The 18218-nt window shown below is 69.1% G+C and carries 18 protein-coding genes and 2 pseudogenes; 9 read left to right on the top strand and 11 right to left on the bottom strand.

Going from position 1 to position 18218, the window contains the following annotated elements; translation table 11 throughout:
• The first annotated feature begins 168 nt into the window (after positions 1–168).
• Entirely contained in the window at positions 169–1158 is a 990-nt protein-coding gene (locus C5E07_RS12365) for a DUF559 domain-containing protein (RefSeq protein WP_181057995.1), read from the top strand.
• Positions 1159–1646: 488 nt separating this feature from the next.
• On the opposite strand, the gene C5E07_RS12370 is transcribed toward C5E07_RS12365, so the two are convergent.
• From C5E07_RS12370 to C5E07_RS12380, 3 genes and pseudogenes are all read right to left on the bottom strand, one after another.
• Positions 1647–3035 (bottom strand): LCP family protein, encoded by a 1389-nt coding sequence (locus tag C5E07_RS12370; protein ID WP_104299658.1) that lies wholly within the window; start codon positions 3033–3035, stop codon positions 1647–1649.
• 52 nt (positions 3036–3087) lie between these two features.
• Entirely contained in the window at positions 3088–3630 is a 543-nt protein-coding gene (gene purE, locus C5E07_RS12375) for a 5-(carboxyamino)imidazole ribonucleotide mutase (protein WP_104299659.1), read from the bottom strand.
• 91 nt (positions 3631–3721) lie between these two features.
• Positions 3722–4915: pseudogene (locus C5E07_RS12380) on the bottom strand (5-(carboxyamino)imidazole ribonucleotide synthase); the annotation flags it as partial.
• A gap of 172 nt (positions 4916–5087) precedes the next feature.
• Here C5E07_RS12380 and C5E07_RS12385 point away from each other — a divergent pair.
• The gene (locus tag C5E07_RS12385) at positions 5088–5717 is read left to right on the top strand and encodes a GtrA family protein (protein WP_181057997.1); all 630 of its coding nucleotides are present in this window, start codon (positions 5088–5090) and stop codon (positions 5715–5717) included.
• Between the two features lie 123 nt (positions 5718–5840).
• Here C5E07_RS12385 and C5E07_RS12390 read toward each other — a convergent pair whose 3' ends face one another.
• The 3 genes from C5E07_RS12390 to C5E07_RS19530 are packed head-to-tail and all read right to left on the bottom strand — an operon-like array spanning position 5841 to position 7893.
• Complete coding sequence (locus C5E07_RS12390) at positions 5841–6581, bottom strand: PH domain-containing protein (RefSeq protein ID WP_104299662.1); 741 nt, start codon at positions 6579–6581, stop codon at positions 5841–5843.
• Positions 6581–7453 (bottom strand): biotin--[acetyl-CoA-carboxylase] ligase, encoded by an 873-nt coding sequence (locus C5E07_RS12395; protein WP_181057998.1) that lies wholly within the window; start codon positions 7451–7453, stop codon positions 6581–6583. The genes C5E07_RS12390 and C5E07_RS12395 overlap by 1 nt, the downstream gene beginning before the upstream one ends.
• On the bottom strand, positions 7450–7893 hold the full coding sequence (locus tag C5E07_RS19530; protein WP_181058000.1) for a hypothetical protein: 444 nt from the start codon (positions 7891–7893) through the stop codon (positions 7450–7452). Before C5E07_RS19530 ends, C5E07_RS12395 begins: the two co-directional genes overlap by 4 nt.
• 110 nt (positions 7894–8003) lie before the next feature.
• On the opposite strand from C5E07_RS19530, the gene C5E07_RS12405 reads away from it, so the two are divergent.
• The 4 genes from C5E07_RS12405 to C5E07_RS12420 are packed head-to-tail and all read left to right on the top strand — an operon-like array spanning position 8004 to position 11205.
• Positions 8004–9617, top strand: coding sequence for an acyl-CoA carboxylase subunit beta (locus C5E07_RS12405; RefSeq protein WP_104243005.1), 1614 nt, complete (start codon positions 8004–8006; stop codon positions 9615–9617).
• Positions 9614–9859 carry an acyl-CoA carboxylase subunit epsilon gene (locus tag C5E07_RS19220; protein ID WP_181058001.1) on the top strand — a complete coding sequence of 82 codons (246 nt, stop codon included), beginning with the start codon at positions 9614–9616 and terminating at the stop codon, positions 9857–9859. The genes C5E07_RS12405 and C5E07_RS19220 overlap by 4 nt, the downstream gene beginning before the upstream one ends.
• Positions 9860–9869: 10 nt before the next feature.
• Entirely contained in the window at positions 9870–10616 is a 747-nt protein-coding gene (locus tag C5E07_RS12415; RefSeq protein ID WP_104308690.1) for a hypothetical protein, read from the top strand.
• A 55-nt stretch (positions 10617–10671) separates the two neighbouring features.
• Positions 10672–11205, top strand: coding sequence for a septum formation family protein (locus C5E07_RS12420; RefSeq protein WP_104299667.1), 534 nt, complete (start codon positions 10672–10674; stop codon positions 11203–11205).
• A gap of 102 nt (positions 11206–11307) precedes the next feature.
• Here C5E07_RS12420 and C5E07_RS12425 read toward each other — a convergent pair whose 3' ends face one another.
• The 3 genes and pseudogenes from C5E07_RS12425 to C5E07_RS12430 form a co-directional block, all read right to left on the bottom strand.
• Positions 11308–12585, bottom strand: a complete 1278-nt coding sequence (locus C5E07_RS12425; protein WP_181058003.1) for a class I SAM-dependent RNA methyltransferase — start codon at positions 12583–12585, stop codon at positions 11308–11310.
• Positions 12571–12645, bottom strand: a pseudogene (locus C5E07_RS20000) (hypothetical protein); the annotation flags it as partial. The gene C5E07_RS12425 and the pseudogene C5E07_RS20000, both read right to left, overlap by 15 nt.
• Positions 12633–13469, bottom strand: coding sequence for a putative glycolipid-binding domain-containing protein (locus C5E07_RS12430; protein WP_146080592.1), 837 nt, complete (start codon positions 13467–13469; stop codon positions 12633–12635). The pseudogene C5E07_RS20000 and the gene C5E07_RS12430, both read right to left, overlap by 13 nt.
• A 20-nt stretch (positions 13470–13489) precedes the next feature.
• Here C5E07_RS12430 and C5E07_RS12435 point away from each other — a divergent pair, with 20 nt between their 5' ends.
• Positions 13490–14140: a nucleoside triphosphate pyrophosphatase gene (locus tag C5E07_RS12435; RefSeq protein WP_104299668.1), complete on the top strand. Its 651-nt coding sequence runs from the start codon at positions 13490–13492 to the stop codon at positions 14138–14140.
• A gap of 151 nt (positions 14141–14291) precedes the next feature.
• Positions 14292–16352 (top strand): glucose PTS transporter subunit IIA, encoded by a 2061-nt coding sequence (locus tag C5E07_RS12440; protein ID WP_104299669.1) that lies wholly within the window; start codon positions 14292–14294, stop codon positions 16350–16352.
• Positions 16353–16413: 61 nt separating this feature from the next.
• Here the strand turns inward: C5E07_RS12440 and C5E07_RS12445 are convergent, their stop codons facing one another.
• Complete coding sequence (locus tag C5E07_RS12445; protein ID WP_104299670.1) at positions 16414–17001, bottom strand: hypothetical protein; 588 nt, start codon at positions 16999–17001, stop codon at positions 16414–16416.
• Positions 17002–17107: 106 nt separating this feature from the next.
• Between C5E07_RS12445 and C5E07_RS12450 the strand changes: the two genes are divergently transcribed.
• Positions 17108–17563: a MarR family winged helix-turn-helix transcriptional regulator gene (locus C5E07_RS12450; RefSeq protein ID WP_104243019.1), complete on the top strand. Its 456-nt coding sequence runs from the start codon at positions 17108–17110 to the stop codon at positions 17561–17563.
• A gap of 4 nt (positions 17564–17567) precedes the next feature.
• On the opposite strand, the gene C5E07_RS12455 is transcribed toward C5E07_RS12450, so the two are convergent.
• Positions 17568–18122 carry a TetR/AcrR family transcriptional regulator gene (locus C5E07_RS12455; protein ID WP_181058006.1) on the bottom strand — a complete coding sequence of 185 codons (555 nt, stop codon included), beginning with the start codon at positions 18120–18122 and terminating at the stop codon, positions 17568–17570.
• Positions 18123–18218: the final 96 nt, after the last annotated feature.

Genomic DNA, 18218 nt, shown 5'->3' on the forward strand with positions numbered 1-18218 from the left:
AGGCGTCAAACCCATCCCGAGTCTGCAGCAGTCTGCAGCGGCGACCACCGGCGATCGCGCGCGCGATGCGATCGCCGCCGGCAGGAAGCGGTCGGGCGACATCGCCCCGAGGTCCCGGCCTGTGGAGAGACGGAAAGCGAAACGGGACGGGACCCTACTCTCGCGAACATGGAATCGCAGTTCTTCGAAAGCCCCGCCCGTGCCTTCTCCACACGTCAAGCTCAGCTCGAGGGCATCAGTGCTCGCGAACTGTACGGCGGCGATTATGGCCGGCCGCACCGGGGCGTGTTCACGACACATCCGGTCGAAACCCCAGTCGACTACGCTCGTGCCTTCGCGCCGAGGATGCGCGACTGGCACGCCCTGGGAGACCTCACCGCGGCCCACTTCTGGGGCCTTCCGGTTCCCCGGCGATTCGATTCCGAGAAGACCGTGCACATCGTCGTCCCGTCTGGCAGAAACAAGCCACGGGGATCGGGTATCCGGGCGAGGAGCATCCAGCTGTCGAACTGGACGCGAACGCTGGAGTTCGGCGTCTCCCTCGCGACACCCACCCTCACCTGGGCACTCGCCGCACGCGTCCTGACGTCCAGAGAGCTGATCACTCTTGGCGATGCTCTCGTCACGACCTCCCGGAGCTACCGTGGGATCAACCGCCCATCCGATCCATCGGTATCCGAGGATCCCCGTGCTCCTGTTCCCGCACTCGCGGAGCTGTCAGAGCTCCAAGCCCTCACGGATTCCTGGGGGCGCACAGTAGGCGCAACGCGGATGCGCGCCGCCCTCGCCGTGATCCGCCCCGGCGTCGAATCCCCTATGGAGTCCCTCACCCGGCTCTTGCTGCTCGATGCAGGGTTCGACGAACCGCTCGTGGGGCACCGAGTGCTCAGCCAGGGAACCTTCGTGGGGCGCGTCGATCTTGCCTATCCAGACGCGAAGGTCGCCGTCGAGTACGACGGCGAGTACCACTGGGAGAAGAAGCAGGCGATGAACGACCTGCGCAGGATCAACCGCCTCCAGGAAGCCGGGTGGGTCGTGATCCGGGTCACGAATCGGGATCTCGCGACTCCGACGGCCTTCTTGTCGCAGCTGCGCGCGGCGCTCCGTCGCGGCACACGCTCGATGGGCACCACGATCGATCTCGCTGCATCCCGTTGAGTCGTTCCCAGCGTCGACTCCAGATGGCCTTCGCGCTTCCGGATGGGATGCACACCATCCGCAAGCGCGAAAGCCATCCCGAAGCATCCGGAAGCGCAAAGCCATCCCGAAACAACCACACGGCGCCCGCAGAACACCCACGGACTCCAGATGGGACGCGCACTTCGGGATGGAATACACACCACCCGCAAGCGCGACAGCCATCCCGAAACAACCACACGGCGCCCGCAGAACACCCACGGACTCCAGATGGGACGCGCACTTCGGGATGGGATGCACACCATCCGCAAGCGCGACAGCCATCCCGAAACAACCACACGGCGCCCGCAGAACACCCACGGACTCCAGATGGGACGCGCACTTCGGGATGGAATGCACACCATCCGGAAGCGCGAAAGCCATCCCGAGAGCGCGGCGAAGGCAAGCGCGAAAGCCATCCCGAGAGCGCGGCGAAGGCAAGCACGAGCACAAGGCCGAGAAGGCCGGCGCTACTCGGTGGGCGCGTTCTCCTCGGGTGGAGGCGTCGCCTCGGGCGGATCCGAGGCGATCGCGTCCTGGACGGCGGCGTGGATCGCGGGGATGTCGGGGTTGCCCTGGTCGAAGTTGGGCGGCACGATGTCGAGTCGCACGCTGTTGCCGCTGCGCGATTTCAGGAGAAGATCGCCCACGTAGCCGATCATGCCCTCCGGGATGTCGGTCTGCACGACCTTCTCGAGCGCATCCGTCACCGGCCCGATCTTGCCGAGCAGGTTGGTGGGTGTCATCGTCGCCACCATCGCCTCCTGGAGCTGCCGCTGGCGCTCCATGCGGGCGAAGTCGGTCGTCTCGTAGCGGGAGCGGGCGTACCAGAGGGCCGTCGAGCCGTCCATGTGCTGCTGCCCGACCTCGATGAACTCGGTGGCGGGCGCCCAGCCTGGTGACCCGTCGTCGTTGATGCCGATGCCCACGCGCTCGGTGACGTTGATGTCGACGCCGCCGAGGGCGTCGATGAGCTCCGTGAAGCCGGCCATGTCGACGAGCACGTAGTACTGGATGCTCAGCCCCGTGATGCCCTCGACCGCGTCCCGCATCGCCTCGATGCCGGGCTCCGAGCCATGCTCGGCGGCGTCGGCGTAGCCGCCGTCCTCGGCGATCGTCGCCTCGGTGTAGACGGAGTTGAGGTAGCAGACGTCGACCGCGCAGCCCTCGTAGAGGTCCGGGTACAGGTCGTGCATGTGCCCCTCGGAGAAGGGGAAGCTCTCCATCGCCCGCGGGAGGCCGATCGTGGTGAGCTTGCCGGTGAAGGCGTTGAAGCTCATGACGCTGATCGAGTCGGGGCGAAGGCCTTCGCGGTCGGCGCCGCGGTCGCCGCCGAGCATCATGATGTTGATCTGGCCGTCGGCCGGCAGCTGCAGGCCGTTCGACGCGCCGCCGAAGAGCCCCTCGATGGCGGACTTCCCCTGGTTCGCGACCTGCGACGTGACGGCGGCGAAGACGAGCGGCACGGTGACGAGGACGACGCCGACGATGGCGATGAGCGGCCGAGCGACCTGCTCGAGCTTGATGATGCGCACGAGGCGGAGCGCATCCAGCCCGCTCACGACCCACATGGCCACGTAGAGCATGAGCACGAGGTGCACCGCGGTGATGCCGAGCGTGGTGGAGAACACGAACAGCAGTGGCCCGCGCAGCACGAGCGCCATGAGCAGGACCACGAGCACGGCCGCGATGCCGCCGAGCCAGATCGAGAGCATGAAGCGCCCGAACTTCCGATTCCCGGCGAGGATCTGCGCGGTTCCCGGGAGGAAGAAGTTCGCGAGGAGCAGCCACCAGGCGCGCCTGGTCATGAGCTGCGGCGAGCTGGCGTCCGGGTACCGGAGCGGGAGGGTGAGTGTCATGTGGTCCTGCGGTCGAGGAGCAAGGGGTGGCGACGGCGGCCGAGGGGGTGGGCTAGAGCGACTGCTTGAGGGCGTCGTTCTTGGCTTCTACGGCGTCGCGCAGTCCGTTACTGTAGTCGGCGAGTCTGGCTGCCAGCGCTTCGTCAGCTGTGCCGAGGATGCGGGCGGCGAGGATTCCGGCGTTCTTGGCTCCGCCGATGGAGACCGTCGCGACGGGGATGCCTGCAGGCATCTGCACGATCGAGAGCAGGGAGTCCATGCCGTCGAGGTACTTGAGCGGGACCGGCACGCCGACGACGGGGAGCGTCGTGAGCGAGGCGACCATGCCGGGGAGGTGGGCCGCGCCTCCCGCTCCGGCGATGATGACGCGGATGCCGCGTTCGCTCGCTCCGCGGCTGTAGCTGACGAGCTTCTCGGGGGTGCGGTGGGCGGAGACGACCTCGACCTCGGTGGGGATGCCGAACTCGGCGAGCACGTCGCGAGCTTCGTGCATGACACGCCAGTCGCTGTCGCTTCCCATGATGATGCCGACGAGGGGAGCCTGCTGCGGGGCGTCGTCTGCGGGCGCGGACGATGCGGTGGGGTGGTCGCTCATGCGTGCAAGCGTAGACGCGGGTGCGCGCGGCTCCGCTGAGGCTGGCCGGTGACGGCTCGCCTCAGGCCGAGCGCAGCCTCACGGCCTCGCGTCAGGATGCGGCGTCGTCGTCGAACGCGGCTGCCGCAGCCCTGGCCCGGTAGGCGACCTCGTCGAGCTCTGGACCGGCGACGGTCACGTGCCCCACCTTCCGCCCGGGGCGCGCGGACTTGCCGTAGCTGTGGATCTTCGCGTCGGGATGCGCGTGCATGGCCTTCTCGTACCGGTCGCCGTAGCTGCCCTCCTGCGGGCCGCCGAGCACGTTGACCATGACGGCGTGGGGTGCCGTCATGCCGGTGTCGCCGAGGGGGAGGTCGAGGACGGCGCGGAGGTGCTGCTCGAACTGGCTCGTGGTGGAGCCGTCGATGGTCCAGTGCCCGGAGTTGTGCGGGCGCATCGCGAGCTCGTTGACGAGGATGCGCTGATCGGTGGTCTCGAAGAGCTCGACGGCCAGCACGCCGGTGACGTCGAGCCCGAGGGCGACCGACTGGGCGATGGTGGCGGCGACGTAGCCGAGGCGGTCGTCCGCTCCTTCGGCGCCGGGGGCGGGGGCGAGCACCTCGGCGCAGACGCCGTCGCGCTGCACGGTCTCGACGATCGGCCAGAGGGCGATCTCACCGGAGGGGCGACGAGCGACGAGCTGCGCGAGCTCGCGGCGGAAGTCGACGCGTTCCTCGACGAGCAGGGGCTCCCCCGCAGCGAACCAGTCGGCGCCGTCGGCGCCGGCGCGGACGATGCGGACGCCCTTGCCGTCGTAGCCGCCTCGTGGCGTCTTGAGCACGGCGACGCCGCCGTTCGCGTCGATGAACGCCTGCAGCTCCGCCTCGTCGCGCACTTCGGCCCAGTTGGGGATCGGGATGCCGAGCTCCGCGAGGCGGCGGCGCATGAGGAGCTTGTCCTGGGCGTACTGCAGCGCGTGCGGCCCTGGGCGCACGGCGACGCCAGCGTCGACGAGGCCCCTGAGCACGTCCTGCGGAACGTGCTCGTGGTCGAAGGTGACCACATCCACTCCGCGCGCGAAGTCGAGCACCTCAGCGAGGACGTGCATGTCGCCGACGGCGGTGACGGCGCGGTCTGCGCTCTCGCCGCGACCTGCCGCGAAGACCCGCAGGTCGACGTCGAGCTCGATGGCGGGTGGGAGCATCATTCGTGCGAGCTGCCCGGCTCCGATGACGCCGACGACCTGACCCATGGTTCGCTCCGTTCGAGAGTGCTGCTGGCAGTCCTGCCGTGAGGGAGTCTGTGCGCTCGCATCGAATTCGACGGCCGGGGAGTTCTCCCCGCCTGCGTTGCAGTGGCAGTGACGTGCCTTTTGCTCTGACGTGTCTATACTCCGACGAGGGTCACAACTCCCCAACAGTTTATCCTGCTTGCGGCGGCATCATCCACGCAAGTGCCCCACGATGGAGGTCGAGCGCTTGACCAATCGCTCCCGCAAGCACGCAGAGCCGCATCACTCTGAGCCTGAGGATTTCGTCGGCTTCGTCGCCGCGGAGACTGCCGAGTTCGATCTGCCTGCGCAGCGGACCTCGCGGAGCCTCTGGGGCCGCATCGTCAACGTGTTCCGACGCATCGCGGCGTCGAAGGGCATGATGGCGCAGCTCATCAACTTCGGCCTCGTCGGCGGGGTCGGCTTCGTCGTCGACACCGGCCTGTTCAACATCCTCATGCTGACGGTGCTCAACCCCACCGAGGTCGCGCATGGCGCGCTGTGGGCGAAGGTCATCTCGACGTGCGCGGCGATCGTGACGAATTGGATCGGCAACCGCATCTGGACGTTCCGCCAGCACAAGCGCCAGGACAACTTCCGGGAGGCGATCGAGTTCTTCGGCGTGAGCCTCGTGGGGCTCGGCATCGGCCTGCTCCCGATCTGGTTCACGAATGCCGTGCTCGACAACCACTCGTGGATCGCCTACAACATCGCGAACCTCGTCGGAATCGGCCTCGGCGCGATCTTCCGCTTCATCCTGTACCGCTTCTGGGTGTTCTCCCCCAAGCGCGTCGCGGAGATGCAGCAGAAGGACGGCACCGCAGTAGAGGCCAGCTGACCTCGTCGGCCGAGCGATCGGCGGGCTGCCAAGAGCCGCGGGCACTCCTGCCCGCGGCTCTTCGCGTCTGCGGCCCTCGGCGAGCCCGTGTCGGGGAGCGGCGGGTCTCGGCACTCGGGGCGGCTACGGCCCGCTGAGTTCCCGGATGCAGGCGGCAACGGTGTTGGCGCTCGGCACGTCGATGAGTCTGAGGCGGTGGCCGGAGACCGAGGTGATGACGATCGTCCCCGAGCGGAACATCGCCTGCCAGAGGTTGCGCCGGACCGTGACGTCGACGATCGCGTTCATGTAGATCTCGCGGGTCTCGCTCGTCAGGGTGCCCTGCGAGAGCACGATGCGGTGCGTGGTGATCCTGTTGCGTGCCTGGAGCCAGACCACGATGGGCACGATGCCGAGGAGGACGATCGCGGCGAGCGAGATGAGCAGCCACGCGTGGCGGGCCCCGATCGTCGTCTCCTGCAGGGCACCGAGGTTGTAGCTGGCGGCCGCGAAGCCGATGATGAGGACGATCGAGGGCAGCAGCAGACGGCGTCCGTGCCTGCGCACTCGCATGATCGTCCGCTCGGGCAGCCGCATGCCGAGCGGCTCGTAGTACCGCTGCTGGGGGCTCTCCGGCTGAGCGGGGAACTGCTGACCGTACTGCTGTCCGGAGTGGAACTGGTGCCGGTCTGGCGCGGCTCGCTGCTGGACCTGCGCGTACTCGTGGTGCGTCGGTGCCGCCTGCTGTCGAGGCGCGTGGTTGACGGCATGCTGCGCACCCTGGGGCGGTGCGCCGGACTGCTGCGCGCCGGACTGCTGCGCGTCGGGAGCGCCGAAGATCTGGTCCCAGGACTGCTCGCTCGGATGCGGTGGACGGCCGCGCATCAGGCCCCGTTCTCTGGGCGGACCCGCTCGACGTCCCCGGCCGCGACGGACCTGGTCTCCCCGTCATCGCCTCTGATCACGAGGTGCCCTTCCGGCGTGAGCTCGGTCGCGAAGCCGTGCAGGACCTCGCCGGACGGCAGCGTGGCTGCGACGCGGGCGCGGAGGGTCGAGCAGACGTCGCTCAGCTCGCCGTGGGCTCCGCTCGCGATGGCATCGCCGCGAGTCTCGCGCAGCGCTTCGAGCCTCGCCACGAACTCGGAGAGGTACGCGGGGAGGAGCTCCGCCGGGTGCGGCGGGAGCATTCCCGCCAGCGCGAGCGAGGTGGCGTGAGGTGTGGGCAGCTCTTCGGCCTGCAGGGTGATGTTGACGCCGGTGCCGACGACGCAGGACAGCTCACCGTCGCGCGTTCCGAGGACACGCCCCAGGATGCCGGCGACCTTGCGTCCGTCGATCTGGACATCGTTCGGCCACTTGATCTCGACGCGACCGGAGTGCTCGTCCGGTCGGAAGCCAGGGGCCGGTGGCGACAGCTCGAGGATGGCACTGCGGAGTGCGAGTCCCGCGATGAGGGGCAGCCAGCCCAGGATGCGGGGGGCTGCCTCGTCGTCGGCGAGGCGCACGAGGGTCGACGCTGCGAGGCACTTGCCGCGCGGGGAGATCCACTCGCGGCCGTGGCGGCCGACACCCGCGGTCTGGGCGTAGGTGACGAGGGTGCTGAGGGCCGGGTTCTGGCTGGCCTCTCCCCCGGTGCGCTCCCAGATGTCCGCGAGCACGTCGTTGGTCGACGTGGCTTCTGGTACCGAGATGAGGCGCAGCTCGGTGCCAGCGGCTCGCCCTCCGAGGAGGAGCTGGGTGATGGCAGGGGTGCTCACTGCGCGCCCGCGATCGCCGAGCCGATGAACGACAGGTACACGAAGGTCATCACGACCGAGGCGAGGACGGCGACGAAGAGGGTGACGAGGGCGATGATCGCGAGCACCTTCGAGCGACGCTTCTGCCAGAGCGCGACGATCGCGAGCACGAAGGCGACGGCCGCGATGGAGAGCGCGAGCGCGATGTTGAGCACGGGAACCGGGATGAACGCGAGGACGAGGGAGAGCGCCGCGACGCCGAGCGCCCACCTGCCCCAGAGGCTCCGTCGCGAGAGTTCGGGCGCGGCGCTCGCCTCGCCTCGGATGCTCGCGTCGTACGGCGCCATGGGCGCGCTCGACGGCAGCAGGCACTGCTGCGCCTGGGCATCCGGTGCCAGCGGTACGACCTCGGCGCCTGCCCTGGGCGCGGCCCCGTTCGGTGCGCCAGTCCCCTGAGTCATGCCGCCAACCTCTCAAATGTCGTGCGTCGTGCGTCTCTCTTGCACTTCACCGGGGAATCAGGCTAACCCGTGCGGCCGAATATGAGCCGCCGCCCGGTAAAGTGACGCGGGTGAACTCCGCACCACTTGACTCCTCAGCGTCCGGTCCGACCCCTACGAGCACGGCTGACAAGATCGCCGACCTCAGGGCCCGCCATGCGGAAGCAGTGACGCAGGCGGAGGAGGTCTCTGCGAAGAAGCAGCACGCGAAGGGCAAGAAGACCGCACGGGAGCGCATCCTCGAGCTGCTCGACCCGGGCTCCTTCGTGGAGCTCGACGAGTACGTCCGGCACCGGACGACGGCGTTCGGCATGGATGCCCGCCGCCCGTACGGCGACGCGGTCATCACGGGAACGGGCACGATCCACGGCCGCGGTGTCGCCGTCTACTCGCAGGACTTCACGACGTTCGGCGGCTCGCTCGGCGAGGTCGCGGGCGAGAAGATCATCAAGATCATGGACCACGCCATGAAGGTGGGGGTGCCGATCATCGGCATGCTCGACTCGGGCGGCGCGCGCATCCAGGAGGGTGTCGTCGCGCTCGGGAAGTACGGCGAGATCTTCCGGCGCAACACGCAGGCCTCCGGTGTGATCCCGCAGATCTCCATCGTCATGGGCCCCGCAGCCGGCGGCGCCGTGTACTCCCCTGCGCTCACCGACTTCGTCATCATGGTCGACAAGACGAGCCACATGTTCGTGACGGGACCTGACGTCATCAAGACGGTCACCGGCGAGGAGGTGGGCTTCGAGGAGCTCGGCGGCGCGCTCGCGCACAACCGCACCTCTGGCGTCTCCCACTACCTAGCCGCGGATGAGGACGACGCCCTCGACTACGCGCGCCAGCTCCTCTCGTTCCTGCCGGACAACAACCAGGCCGAGCTGCCGAGCTACGACATCGAGACGGAGCTCGAGATCACGGATCTCGACAAGAAGCTCAACACGGTCATCCCCGACTCCCCGAACCAGCCGTACGACGTGAAGCAGGTCATCGAGCTCATCGTCGACGACGGCGACTTCCTCGAGGTCCAGCCGCTCTTCGCCCCCAACATCATCATCGGCTTCGCGCGCGTCGACGGCACCTCCGTCGGCATCGTCGCGAACCAGCCGAGCGCGATGGCGGGCACGTTGAACATCGAGGCCGGCGAGAAGGCGTCCCGCTTCGTGCGCTTCTGCGACGCGTTCTCGATCCCGATCCTCACACTCGTGGACGTGCCTGGCTACCTGCCCGGCACCGACCAGGAGTGGTCCGGGGTCATCCGCCGCGGCGCGAAGCTGCTGTACGCGTACGCGGAGGCCACAGTGCCGCTCGTGACCGTCATCCTGCGCAAGGCGTACGGCGGCGCGTACATCGTCATGGGCTCGAAGCAGCTCGGCGCCGACCTGAACTTCGCGTGGCCGACCGCCGAGATCGCCGTCATGGGCGGCCAGGGTGCCGTGAACATCCTGTACCGCGGCGAGATCAAGCGCGCCGAGGAGGCGGGCGAGGACGTCGCCGCCGTGCGCACGCGCCTCGCGAACGAGTACACGTACAACGTCGCGTCTCCCTTCCTGGCTGCCGAGCGCGGCGAGCTCGACTCGGTCATCGAACCCGCGTCGACCCGAGTCATCGTCGCGAAGGCGCTGCGCACGCTGCGCACGAAGCGCGCATCGCTGCCCCCCAAGAAGCACGGGAACATCCCACTGTGAGCCAGGAGCAGATCCCCTCGCACGTCGGCCTCGAGCACATCGTGCGCACCGTCAGCGGCAACCCCACCGAGGACGAGCTCGCGGCGGTCACGCTTGTGCTCGCCTCGATGATCGAGTCAGCACAGGACCTCGACCGGCCCCGCGACATCGTCAAGCGCCGCACGGCGTGGCAGCTCTCGCAGCGCAGCATGCGCGGCGGCGGCTCCGCGAGCGATCCGTTCGGCGGCTCCTACCAGAGCTGATCGCAGCCGCATGCGAACCGAGCGGTCCTCTGGCGGGTTCATGTTCGCCCTCGTCGCCCTGCTTGCAGTGGCGCTGGTGTTCGCGACCCCCGCTGGTGTGCCCTCGAACGACGAGGGTGGCGCGCCTGCGGCAGAGCCGTGGAGCGCTGACGGCGTCCGCGAGTGGTTCGAGGTCAACGTCTTCGGCACGCAGAGCCGTTTCGAGCCGGTCGTCGTCCCGCCGGAGGATGCGCAGAGCGCCTCGCTGAGCTACCCGCCACTCGTCACGGCCCCCATCGGCCCGTGGCCAGAGGGAGAGGCTGGCATCGACGCCTTCATCGCGGCATCCGGTGTTCCTGCGACCTGGGCTGCCGACGGCCAGACGGCCTGCCCGGAAGACGCGCAGGCCTGCACGAAGCAGTCCTGGTGCGAGGGCGGCGGTTGCCCGGCCGAGCCGCCGACCGCCAGCATCCATCTGCGGGCGGATGATGCGACGCTGTTCCCGACGATCACCGATGCGGGCGCGTCGGTCCTGATCCACGAGCTGGGCCACGCGCAGCAGGCCTACGTCTTCCCGAACCCGGACGAGATGGTCCGCGTGCTGGAAGAGGAGGGCTACGGGCAGTTCTCCGGCTGGGACGGCAACGCTGTACCCGCGGTCGAGGGGCATGCTGAGTGCTACACGCAGGCGCTCATCGCCAGCTCAGCGTATTTCGCAGACTGCCCAGTCGATCGCAAGGAGCGCGCCGTCGCGCTGCTGCTCGAGAAGCGGTCCTGAATCGCCCACTTTGTCGCTACAGTGAGCGAAAACCACCGAACTTCCAGGAGAGATCATGGCGAAGACCACCGTCACATCAGCGTTCGCGATCGGAGCCCTCGTGCTCCTCGGGTTCGGCCTCACCGGCTGCTCCGCGGCCCAGGAGATCGCGGAATCGGTCGAGGGCGAGATGTCCGGCGGCGAGAGCGAGGTCCGCGACGGCGAGACACAGGAGGTCACCGAGTCGGGTGACCTCGACGTCTTCAAGCTCGCCGTGGGTGACTGCTTCAACGACGCCGGCAGCACCACGGTCAGCGAGATCCCGGTCGTGCCGTGCTCCGACCCACACGACTACGAGGTGTACTTCGAGGTCGAGATGCCCGGGGGCGAGTACCCCGGAGACGAAGCCATCAGCGCGCAGGCGGACACCGACTGCACGGCGCAGTTCGCGACCTTCGTCGGGCTTTCCTACGAGGAGAGCTCGCTGAACTTCAGCTACCTCACTCCCACACAGCAGAGCTGGGATGGCGCCGATGACCGTCTCATCCAGTGCATCATCATCGACGATGCTGCGCAGACGACGGGCAGCCTCGCCGGCGCCGCTCGCTAGGACGCCCTGGTCTCTCTGCTCGACGGAGACCGTGCGACGAACGCCGGGCCCCTCGCTCCTGCGAGTGCCCGGCGTTCGTCGCGTCCGAGGCGGTCGTTCCGGTCAGGCGCGCACGAAGCGGGCGACCGTCTCGAAGTGGTGCGTGTTCGGGAAGAGGTCGTAGGCGCGCATCCAGTCGAGCGTGTAGCCGTGGCCGAGGAGGAGACCGGTGTCGCGGGCGAGCGCGACCGGGTCGCAGGCGACGTAGACGAGCTGAGCCGGCCCGAAGCCCGCGAGACGGTCGATGACGTCCTTGCCGGCGCCGGAGCGCGGCGGGTCGAGGATGACGCTTCCGCGGCGGATCCCGTCGCGGTCGAGGTGCGTCGCATCGCGCTCGAGGTTCGCGAGGTACTGGTCGACGCGTGCCGTGACGGCGCTCGCGCCGCGCCACTCCGCGAGGTTCGCGGTGGCGTGGCCGGTTGCAGCCGCGTTCGACTCGACGGTCTCGATGAAGGCCCCTGGTCCGGCTTCCTGCGCGAACGCCGCCGCGAGCAGGCCGACTCCGCCGTACAGGTCGAGGTTGACCGCCTCGGCGTCGACGAGGGCGGGATCGAGGGCGTCGGCGACGGCGTTCGAGAGCGTCTCGGCGGCGAGCCTGTGCACTTGCCAGAACCCGTCCTCGTCGACCCGGTACTCGCGCCCGTTGACGACCTCGGTGACCACGGCCGGCTTGCGTCCGTGGGCGCCGTCGAGGATGGTCCGCATGCGGGTGTCGAGCTCCGCGGGTGCCACGAGCTCGATGCGGCCGGAACCGGCGAGGCGTTGACCGAGCGGAGCGAGCTCCTCGATGTCGCCGTGCGCGAGCGGCAGGGTCTCGGTCTCGATGACGCGGTGCGAGCGTGCGGCGTACGGGCCGACGCGCCCTTCCTTGTCGACGTGGAGCGTGACGCGGGTGCGCCAGCGCGTTCCACCGTTCTCGTCGTCGCCGAGAAGGGGCTCGACGACACCCTGCCAGTCGTGGCCGGCGAAGCGCGCCATGGATTCTCGCAGGACCTGGGCCTTCAGCTCACGCTGTCGGGCCAGGCGGATGTGTCCGAGCTCGGCTCCCCCGGCGCGTTCCTCCGGCGTCCGCTCGATCCCGGCTTCCTGCCAGACGTGCGCCTGGCGGTCATCGGATGAACGGAGCACGTCGGTGGCGACGGCACGCGCGAAGGACTTCCGCACCTCGGTCACCCGAGCCTGTACGAGCTCGCCGGGCACGGCATCCGCGACGAACACGACTCTGCCCTGGTGACGGGCGACGAAGATGCCGCCGTGCGCGATGTCGCCGACCTCGAGCTCGATCACGTCTCCTGGAGTGATCTCCGCTGAAAGGTCTGGGGTCGTGCCGTCGTGGGTCATGCGCTCGAGCCTAGCCGTGCGCGCCCACCGAGCCTGGCGGCCTCGGTTCAGAGCCGCGTGAAGAGGCCGGGGTAGCTGAGCACGAAGCTCTGCTCGTCGGTCGCGATCTCGCGTTCGAACGAGCCGTCGGCCGCCTGGAAGAGGTAGCGGGTGCGGCTCAGGCGGCGGTACCGCTGACGGTCGAGGAACACGGCGAACGTCTCCGTGTCGATGTAGGCGACCTCGATCTCGCGTTCTTCGCCGACCTCGAGTCCCAGCCTGCGCATGGGAAGCGTGTTGGTGAGGGGAGTCGCCCGGATGTCCACGTCGAGCGCACCGCTGAGCTCGGGGGCTGGGCGGTCGCCGACGCGCCAGTCGCCGCGGCCGTTGGAGGTGACGGTGAGGTGCTCACCGGTCTTCGGGCGGCGCAGCGAGACGAGCCGCGTCCGCAGGACCGGGTCGGTCTCGAGCAGGTACTCGAGGTGTGGGCCCCCGCCCTCGCCCTGCTCGGCCGAGACCGGCGCGGAGATGCGCGAGTTCGCGGTGATCGCGCCGACCGCGTCCTCGACGACGCTCGCCGCCTCGACGTCACCGCTCGCCTCGGCGACCCACGCGAGTGCGGAGGGGGCCGAGACGGCTTCGACGCCCGGCGCATCCCACACCACAGACGAGCGGGAGAACCTGGTCTGCTTCGGCGCGCGGTACCTCGACTCGATGCGGGTCACCCGACGCCCTCCCCTTCGGAATCTGGGCGCTGGGCCGAACTGTGGAGCCTGATGAGCATGCGAGAGATCGTATGCAAACGGCCTTGGCGCACTCTGGCAGGAGGTCGCGCGTTGGCTGACCGCGCCCTGACCGTAGCGGCCCCACCGCCCCGGAAGGCCTGCTCCGCGCAGCGAGGGCACCGTCCCGGTACCCTCGCCTCATGCGCCTGTACCTCGCCTCGACGTCGCCCGCCCGCCTCATGCTGCTGCGCCAGGCGGGCATCGAGCCCGTCGTCATCCCGTCGAGCGTCGACGAGGACGCCGTGATCGAGGCGCGTCTCGCCGAGGGTCCTCTCGAACCGAGCGAGTACGTGCAGCTGCTCGCTCGGGCCAAGGCACTCGCGGTCGCGGATGCGCCTGACCCGCGAACCGGGGAGCCGCTCGACGGCCTCGTCCTCGGGGGCGACTCGATGTTCGAGATCGGCGGCCGGATGCTCGGCAAGCCCCACGAGCCGCACGTCGCGCGCGAGCGCTGGCTCGCGCAGCGGGGCCAGACGGGCACGCTGTGGTCTGGGCACTGGCTCGTCGACCGCCGTGGTGGCTCGGATGCTTCCGGGGACGGCGTCGGCAGCACCGCGAGCGCCAGCGTGACCTTCGCCGACGATCTCGACGACGTCGAGATCGACGCCTACGTCGCCTCGGGTGAGCCCCTGCACGTCGCCGGCGCGTTCACGATCGACTCGCTCGGGGCTCCCTTCATCGACCGCATCGAAGGCGACCCGTCGACGGTCGTGGGACTCTCGCTTCCCGCCCTGCGCCGACTCGTGCGCGGCTTCGGAGTGGGGTGGCCCGAGCTGTGGAACCGCGCCTGATGCGCCCCTCGGCGGCCTCAGCAGCAGGCCAGAAGCGGCGCCCGGCTACGAATTGAACACGGTGCCAGCTCGCATCTGGTGAATGCCGACGGTCGGGCGTAACGTCGCGATCCAGGCGTCAACGAGGACGCCTCGCGAGGGAGGTCCGACCATGCCCGCACATTCGTCAGGAGACTCGGGGCCAGCAGCCCAGATCGTCAGCCAGCTCGGCGGCGCGGGGAACATCGAGAACCTCACCCACTGCGCGACACGGCTGCGCTTCCAGCTGCACGACGCATCCGGTATCGACCAGGCCGCCGTCGAGGCGATCCCAGGCGTCATGGGGGTCGTGCCGCAATCGGGCGAGCGCTACCAGGTTGTCATCGGCGGTGGCGTGCAGAACGTCTACAACGACATCCAGGCGCTCCCCTCGATGGCGGGCGGTGGCTCCCCCGCCGACCCGGAAGACGCGGCCTCGATCAAGGCCGCGGCCCGCGCGAAGGGGCCGCGCGGCAAGTTCGCGTGGCTCGACAGCGTCTTCGAGTTCCTGTCCGACTCGTTCCGGCCGATCCTCGGCGCCTTGCTGGGTGCGTCCCTCTTCATCACGTTCATGGCGCTCATGAGCACGCTCGGCGTCATCCCCAACTGGGCCGACCCGCGCACCGACCTCCCGCCGTCGTGGCGCTTCCTCAACCTCTGCTGGCAGGCGGTCTTCGTCTTCCTGCCCCTGTACATCGCGTACAACGCGTCGAAGCGCGTGGGGGCCGACCCTTGGATCGGCTTCGCCATCATGGGCGTCGTCATGCTGCCCGGCTTCACGAAGCTCGCCGACGGCATCGACCCCATCGAGGTCTTCGGCTCCGAGGTCTCCGTCGTGCCGATCTTCGGCCTCCCGCTCACGGTCTTCGACTACAGCTCGCAGGTGTTCCCTCCGCTGCTGATGGCCGCGCTGCTCGGCCCCCTGTACAAGGGCCTCAAGAAGCTCATCCCCGAGGACCTCCACCTCATCTTCGTGCCCTTCCTGAGCATGCTGATCATGATCCCGCTCACGGCGTTCCTCATCGGCCCCATCGGCGTCTACACGGGCGCCGGCCTCGCCAACCTGCTCCGCGGCATCAACGACTTCTCGCCGCTCATCTTCGCCATCGTGATCCCGCTCGCCTACCCCTTCATGGTGCCGCTCGGCCTGCACTGGCCGATCAACGCGATCATGCTGCTCAACATCCAGACGCTCGGTTACGACTACATCCAGGGGCCGATGGGCGCATGGAACTTTGCGTGCTTCGGTGCGACCGCCGGCGTGCTGTACCTCTCCATCCGCGAGAAGGACACGCAGATGCGCCAGACCTCGACGGGCGCCCTCGCGGCCGGCCTGCTCGGCGGCATCTCAGAGCCGTCGCTGTACGGCATCCACCTGCGCTTCAAGCGCATCTACGGGCGGATGCTCGTGGGCTGTCTCGTCGGCGGGGTCATCATCGGCATCGGCGGCGGCGTGAAGACGAGCGCGTTCGTCTTCACGTCCCTGCTCACCATCCCGGCGTTCGACAACATCCCGCTCTACGCAGGCGCGGTCGGTGCCGCGTTCCTCGTCTCGATGTTCCTCGTCATCTTCTCCGGCTACCGCAGCCCCGAGCAGCAGGCGGCGTTCGAGGCGGCCCGGGTTCCGGTCGCCGACCTGGAGACGGCGAAGAAGGGAGAGAGCACGGAGGACGTGATCGCCGCCTCCGCCGCTCGAGAGCGCGAGTCGGCCCCGCGCACCGTCGAGGTCCTGTCACCGCTCGAGGGCGAGATCGTCCCGCTGTCGGAGGTCCCCGACGCCGTCTTCAGCCAGGGCATCATGGGCCCGGGCGCCGCTATCAGACCGAGCGGCACCGTCGTCTACGCTCCGGGAACGGGCACGGTCGCCGTCGCCCAGGCGACCGGGCACGCGTTCGGCCTGCAGCTCGACAACGGGCTCGAGGTGCTCATCCACGTCGGCATCGACACGGTCGAGCTCGATGGCAAGGGCTTCGACGTCAAGGTGAAGGCAGGCGACAAGGTCACGCCGGACACGGTGCTCGTCGAGTTCGACCGCGACATCGTGGAGGCCGCGGGCTTCTCGCTCATCACGCCCGTCATCGTGCTGAACGCGGGGTCGTTCGCGTCGGTCGAGGCGGTCGGGCTCGGCAGCGGCAAGGTCGGCACGCCGATCCTCGAGGCGGTGACGAAGGCGCCCGCGCCCAGCGAGGTGTAGCTGGCTTCTGCGGGGCGACCGGTTTCGGCGGCTGAGCGCGACCAGGCGTCCCCGCGTCGCGTCAGCGGACCGCGTCAGCGGATGCGTCAGCGGATGCGTCGTGGAGGAGATCGTCGAGCTCGCGAACCCGCACGGTGGGCATGGGTCGCGCCGACTGCGCTCCAGCGAGCCGGATGCGCGCCTCGATGTCGGAGTTCTGGGCGCCCCGTTCCTCGATCGAGACCTGATTCGAGCTGCCGAGGGCGCCGCGGACGAGCACCAGCTGCGCCCCGACTGGCCAGCGGTCTGCAGGCTCGCCGTCGCCGCGACCGGCCCGGTTGCGCGCGGCCGCGCCGTCGAGCTTGTGGAGGAGGCGACCCGCGACCTGCTCGGCACTCCCCTCGCCGATCTCGCCGAGCAGCACCCCGAAGTGCGTGACCTCGCCGAGGTTCAGCTCGATGCTCTCGCGCACCTCGGCCAGCGCCTCGGAGGTCGTCGCCGTGAGCTCGACGGGCATGACCGCGTCGGCGTAGTCGTCGACGAGCAGCGCGAACGGCGCGACGTCGCGGCCCACGATCGCGACCGTGCTGCCGCCACGGAGCAGGGCGTCGGCAAGCCGCCGGTCTGCTCCATCCTCGCCACCTGCGATGCACCAGATCTGATCGGTCATGGTCGACTCCGTCCCTGTCCCGGCATCCGCTCTGGTGCCCACCTCGAACTATACTTAGACACATCCTCACTATTAGTGAGAAGCTCGACGATCTCAGGGGGTTCACATGGAGCAGGGCGAATCGCGCGAAGCACTCCTCACCCAGCTGAATGACGTCAGGAACGAACTCACCAGGGGCCTCGCCGCGAGGCACATGGCCCCGTTCCTCGAGCTCGACATCACCGCCCAGCAGCTGAAGACCGTCTTCCTCGTGACCACCGGCACGGTCACGACCGTCTCGCAGGCCGCCGAACACCTCGGCGTCGCGGTGCCGACCGCATCCGCCAGCATCGACAAGCTCGTCGAGCACGGGCTCGTGACCCGCACGGAGGGGAAGCCCGACCGGCGCATCCGCCACCTCACGGCGACCCGCAAGGCCATCCGGCTCCACGAGCGCTTCCTCGGACTCCGGACCGACACCGACGAGTTCGCCGCGCACCTGAGCGACGAGGAGCTGCAGGGGCTCGTCATCGGGTTCCAGGGCATCCGCCGAGTGCTGCGTCAGCTCACCGAGGGCAGCTGAGCCCTCAGGAGGCGAACGACCGCCAGAACAGCTCGAGCGCGCGCCGAACGACGGCCTCGCGCTCGACGAAGGGCGTGCGCGGCAGAACGCCGGCGAGCATCGAGAGCAGCAGGAGCAGGTCGTCCGCGCTGATCTCCCGGTCGACCCGACCGCTCGCCCATTCGCGCTCGAGAACGTCGCCGAGCACCGCGAGCATCCGGTCTCGAACACTCGCCCCCTGCGCGTCGGCGGTGTCGGTCAGGGTGAGCTGGATGAGTCCGACCGACACGAGCATCTGCCGGGCGATGAGCTCGAGCAGCCCTGCCAGATCAGCCTCGGGCGAGGCTGCGAGGTCTTCGAGCTCGACGATGGCGTCGCCGAACACCGCGAGCGCAAGCGACGCCCGATCCGGGAAATGCCGGTAGAGACTGCCCTGGCCGACGCCAGCGCGCTTGGCGACGGCGCTGAGCGGGGCATCCACTCCCCCCTCGCCGAAGACCTCCCGCGCGGCCGCGATGAGGGCACGTCGGTTCTCGGGGCCAGCACTTGGCCCTCGGTTGGCTTTCGCTGGAGTCGACACCGGGATAGCATAATCCGGACAGTGTTGTCCGGTTCGTTCGATCCGACACTGTCGCCACCCCAGCCCACGCTCGCCGCGAGCGCGGGCTCGGCGGAC

The sequence above is a fragment of the Pseudoclavibacter sp. RFBJ3 genome (assembly GCF_002931375.1).
Classification (GTDB): Bacteria; Actinomycetota; Actinomycetes; order Actinomycetales; family Microbacteriaceae; genus Pseudoclavibacter.

Excerpts from the sequence above, each read along its gene's own strand:
- purE (WP_104299659.1), bottom strand. The coding sequence starts at position 3,630 with ATGAGCGACCACCCCACCGCATCGTCCGCGCCCGCAGACGACGCCCCG.
- C5E07_RS12390 (WP_104299662.1), bottom strand. The coding sequence starts at position 6,581 with ATGCGCGGCCGTCCACCGCATCCGAGCGAGCAGTCCTGGGACCAGATC.
- C5E07_RS12365 (WP_181057995.1), top strand. The coding sequence starts at position 169 with ATGGAATCGCAGTTCTTCGAAAGCCCCGCCCGTGCCTTCTCCACACGT.
- C5E07_RS12420 (WP_104299667.1), top strand. The coding sequence starts at position 10,672 with ATGGCGAAGACCACCGTCACATCAGCGTTCGCGATCGGAGCCCTCGTG.
- C5E07_RS12450 (WP_104243019.1), top strand. The coding sequence starts at position 17,108 with ATGGAGCAGGGCGAATCGCGCGAAGCACTCCTCACCCAGCTGAATGAC.
- C5E07_RS19530 (WP_181058000.1), bottom strand. The coding sequence starts at position 7,893 with ATGACTCAGGGGACTGGCGCACCGAACGGGGCCGCGCCCAGGGCAGGC.
- C5E07_RS12415 (WP_104308690.1), top strand. The coding sequence starts at position 9,870 with ATGCGAACCGAGCGGTCCTCTGGCGGGTTCATGTTCGCCCTCGTCGCC.
- C5E07_RS12445 (WP_104299670.1), bottom strand. The coding sequence starts at position 17,001 with ATGACCGATCAGATCTGGTGCATCGCAGGTGGCGAGGATGGAGCAGAC.
- C5E07_RS12435 (WP_104299668.1), top strand. The coding sequence starts at position 13,490 with ATGCGCCTGTACCTCGCCTCGACGTCGCCCGCCCGCCTCATGCTGCTG.
- C5E07_RS12440 (WP_104299669.1), top strand. The coding sequence starts at position 14,292 with ATGCCCGCACATTCGTCAGGAGACTCGGGGCCAGCAGCCCAGATCGTC.
- C5E07_RS12370 (WP_104299658.1), bottom strand. The coding sequence starts at position 3,035 with ATGACACTCACCCTCCCGCTCCGGTACCCGGACGCCAGCTCGCCGCAG.
- C5E07_RS12425 (WP_181058003.1), bottom strand. The coding sequence starts at position 12,585 with ATGACCCACGACGGCACGACCCCAGACCTTTCAGCGGAGATCACTCCA.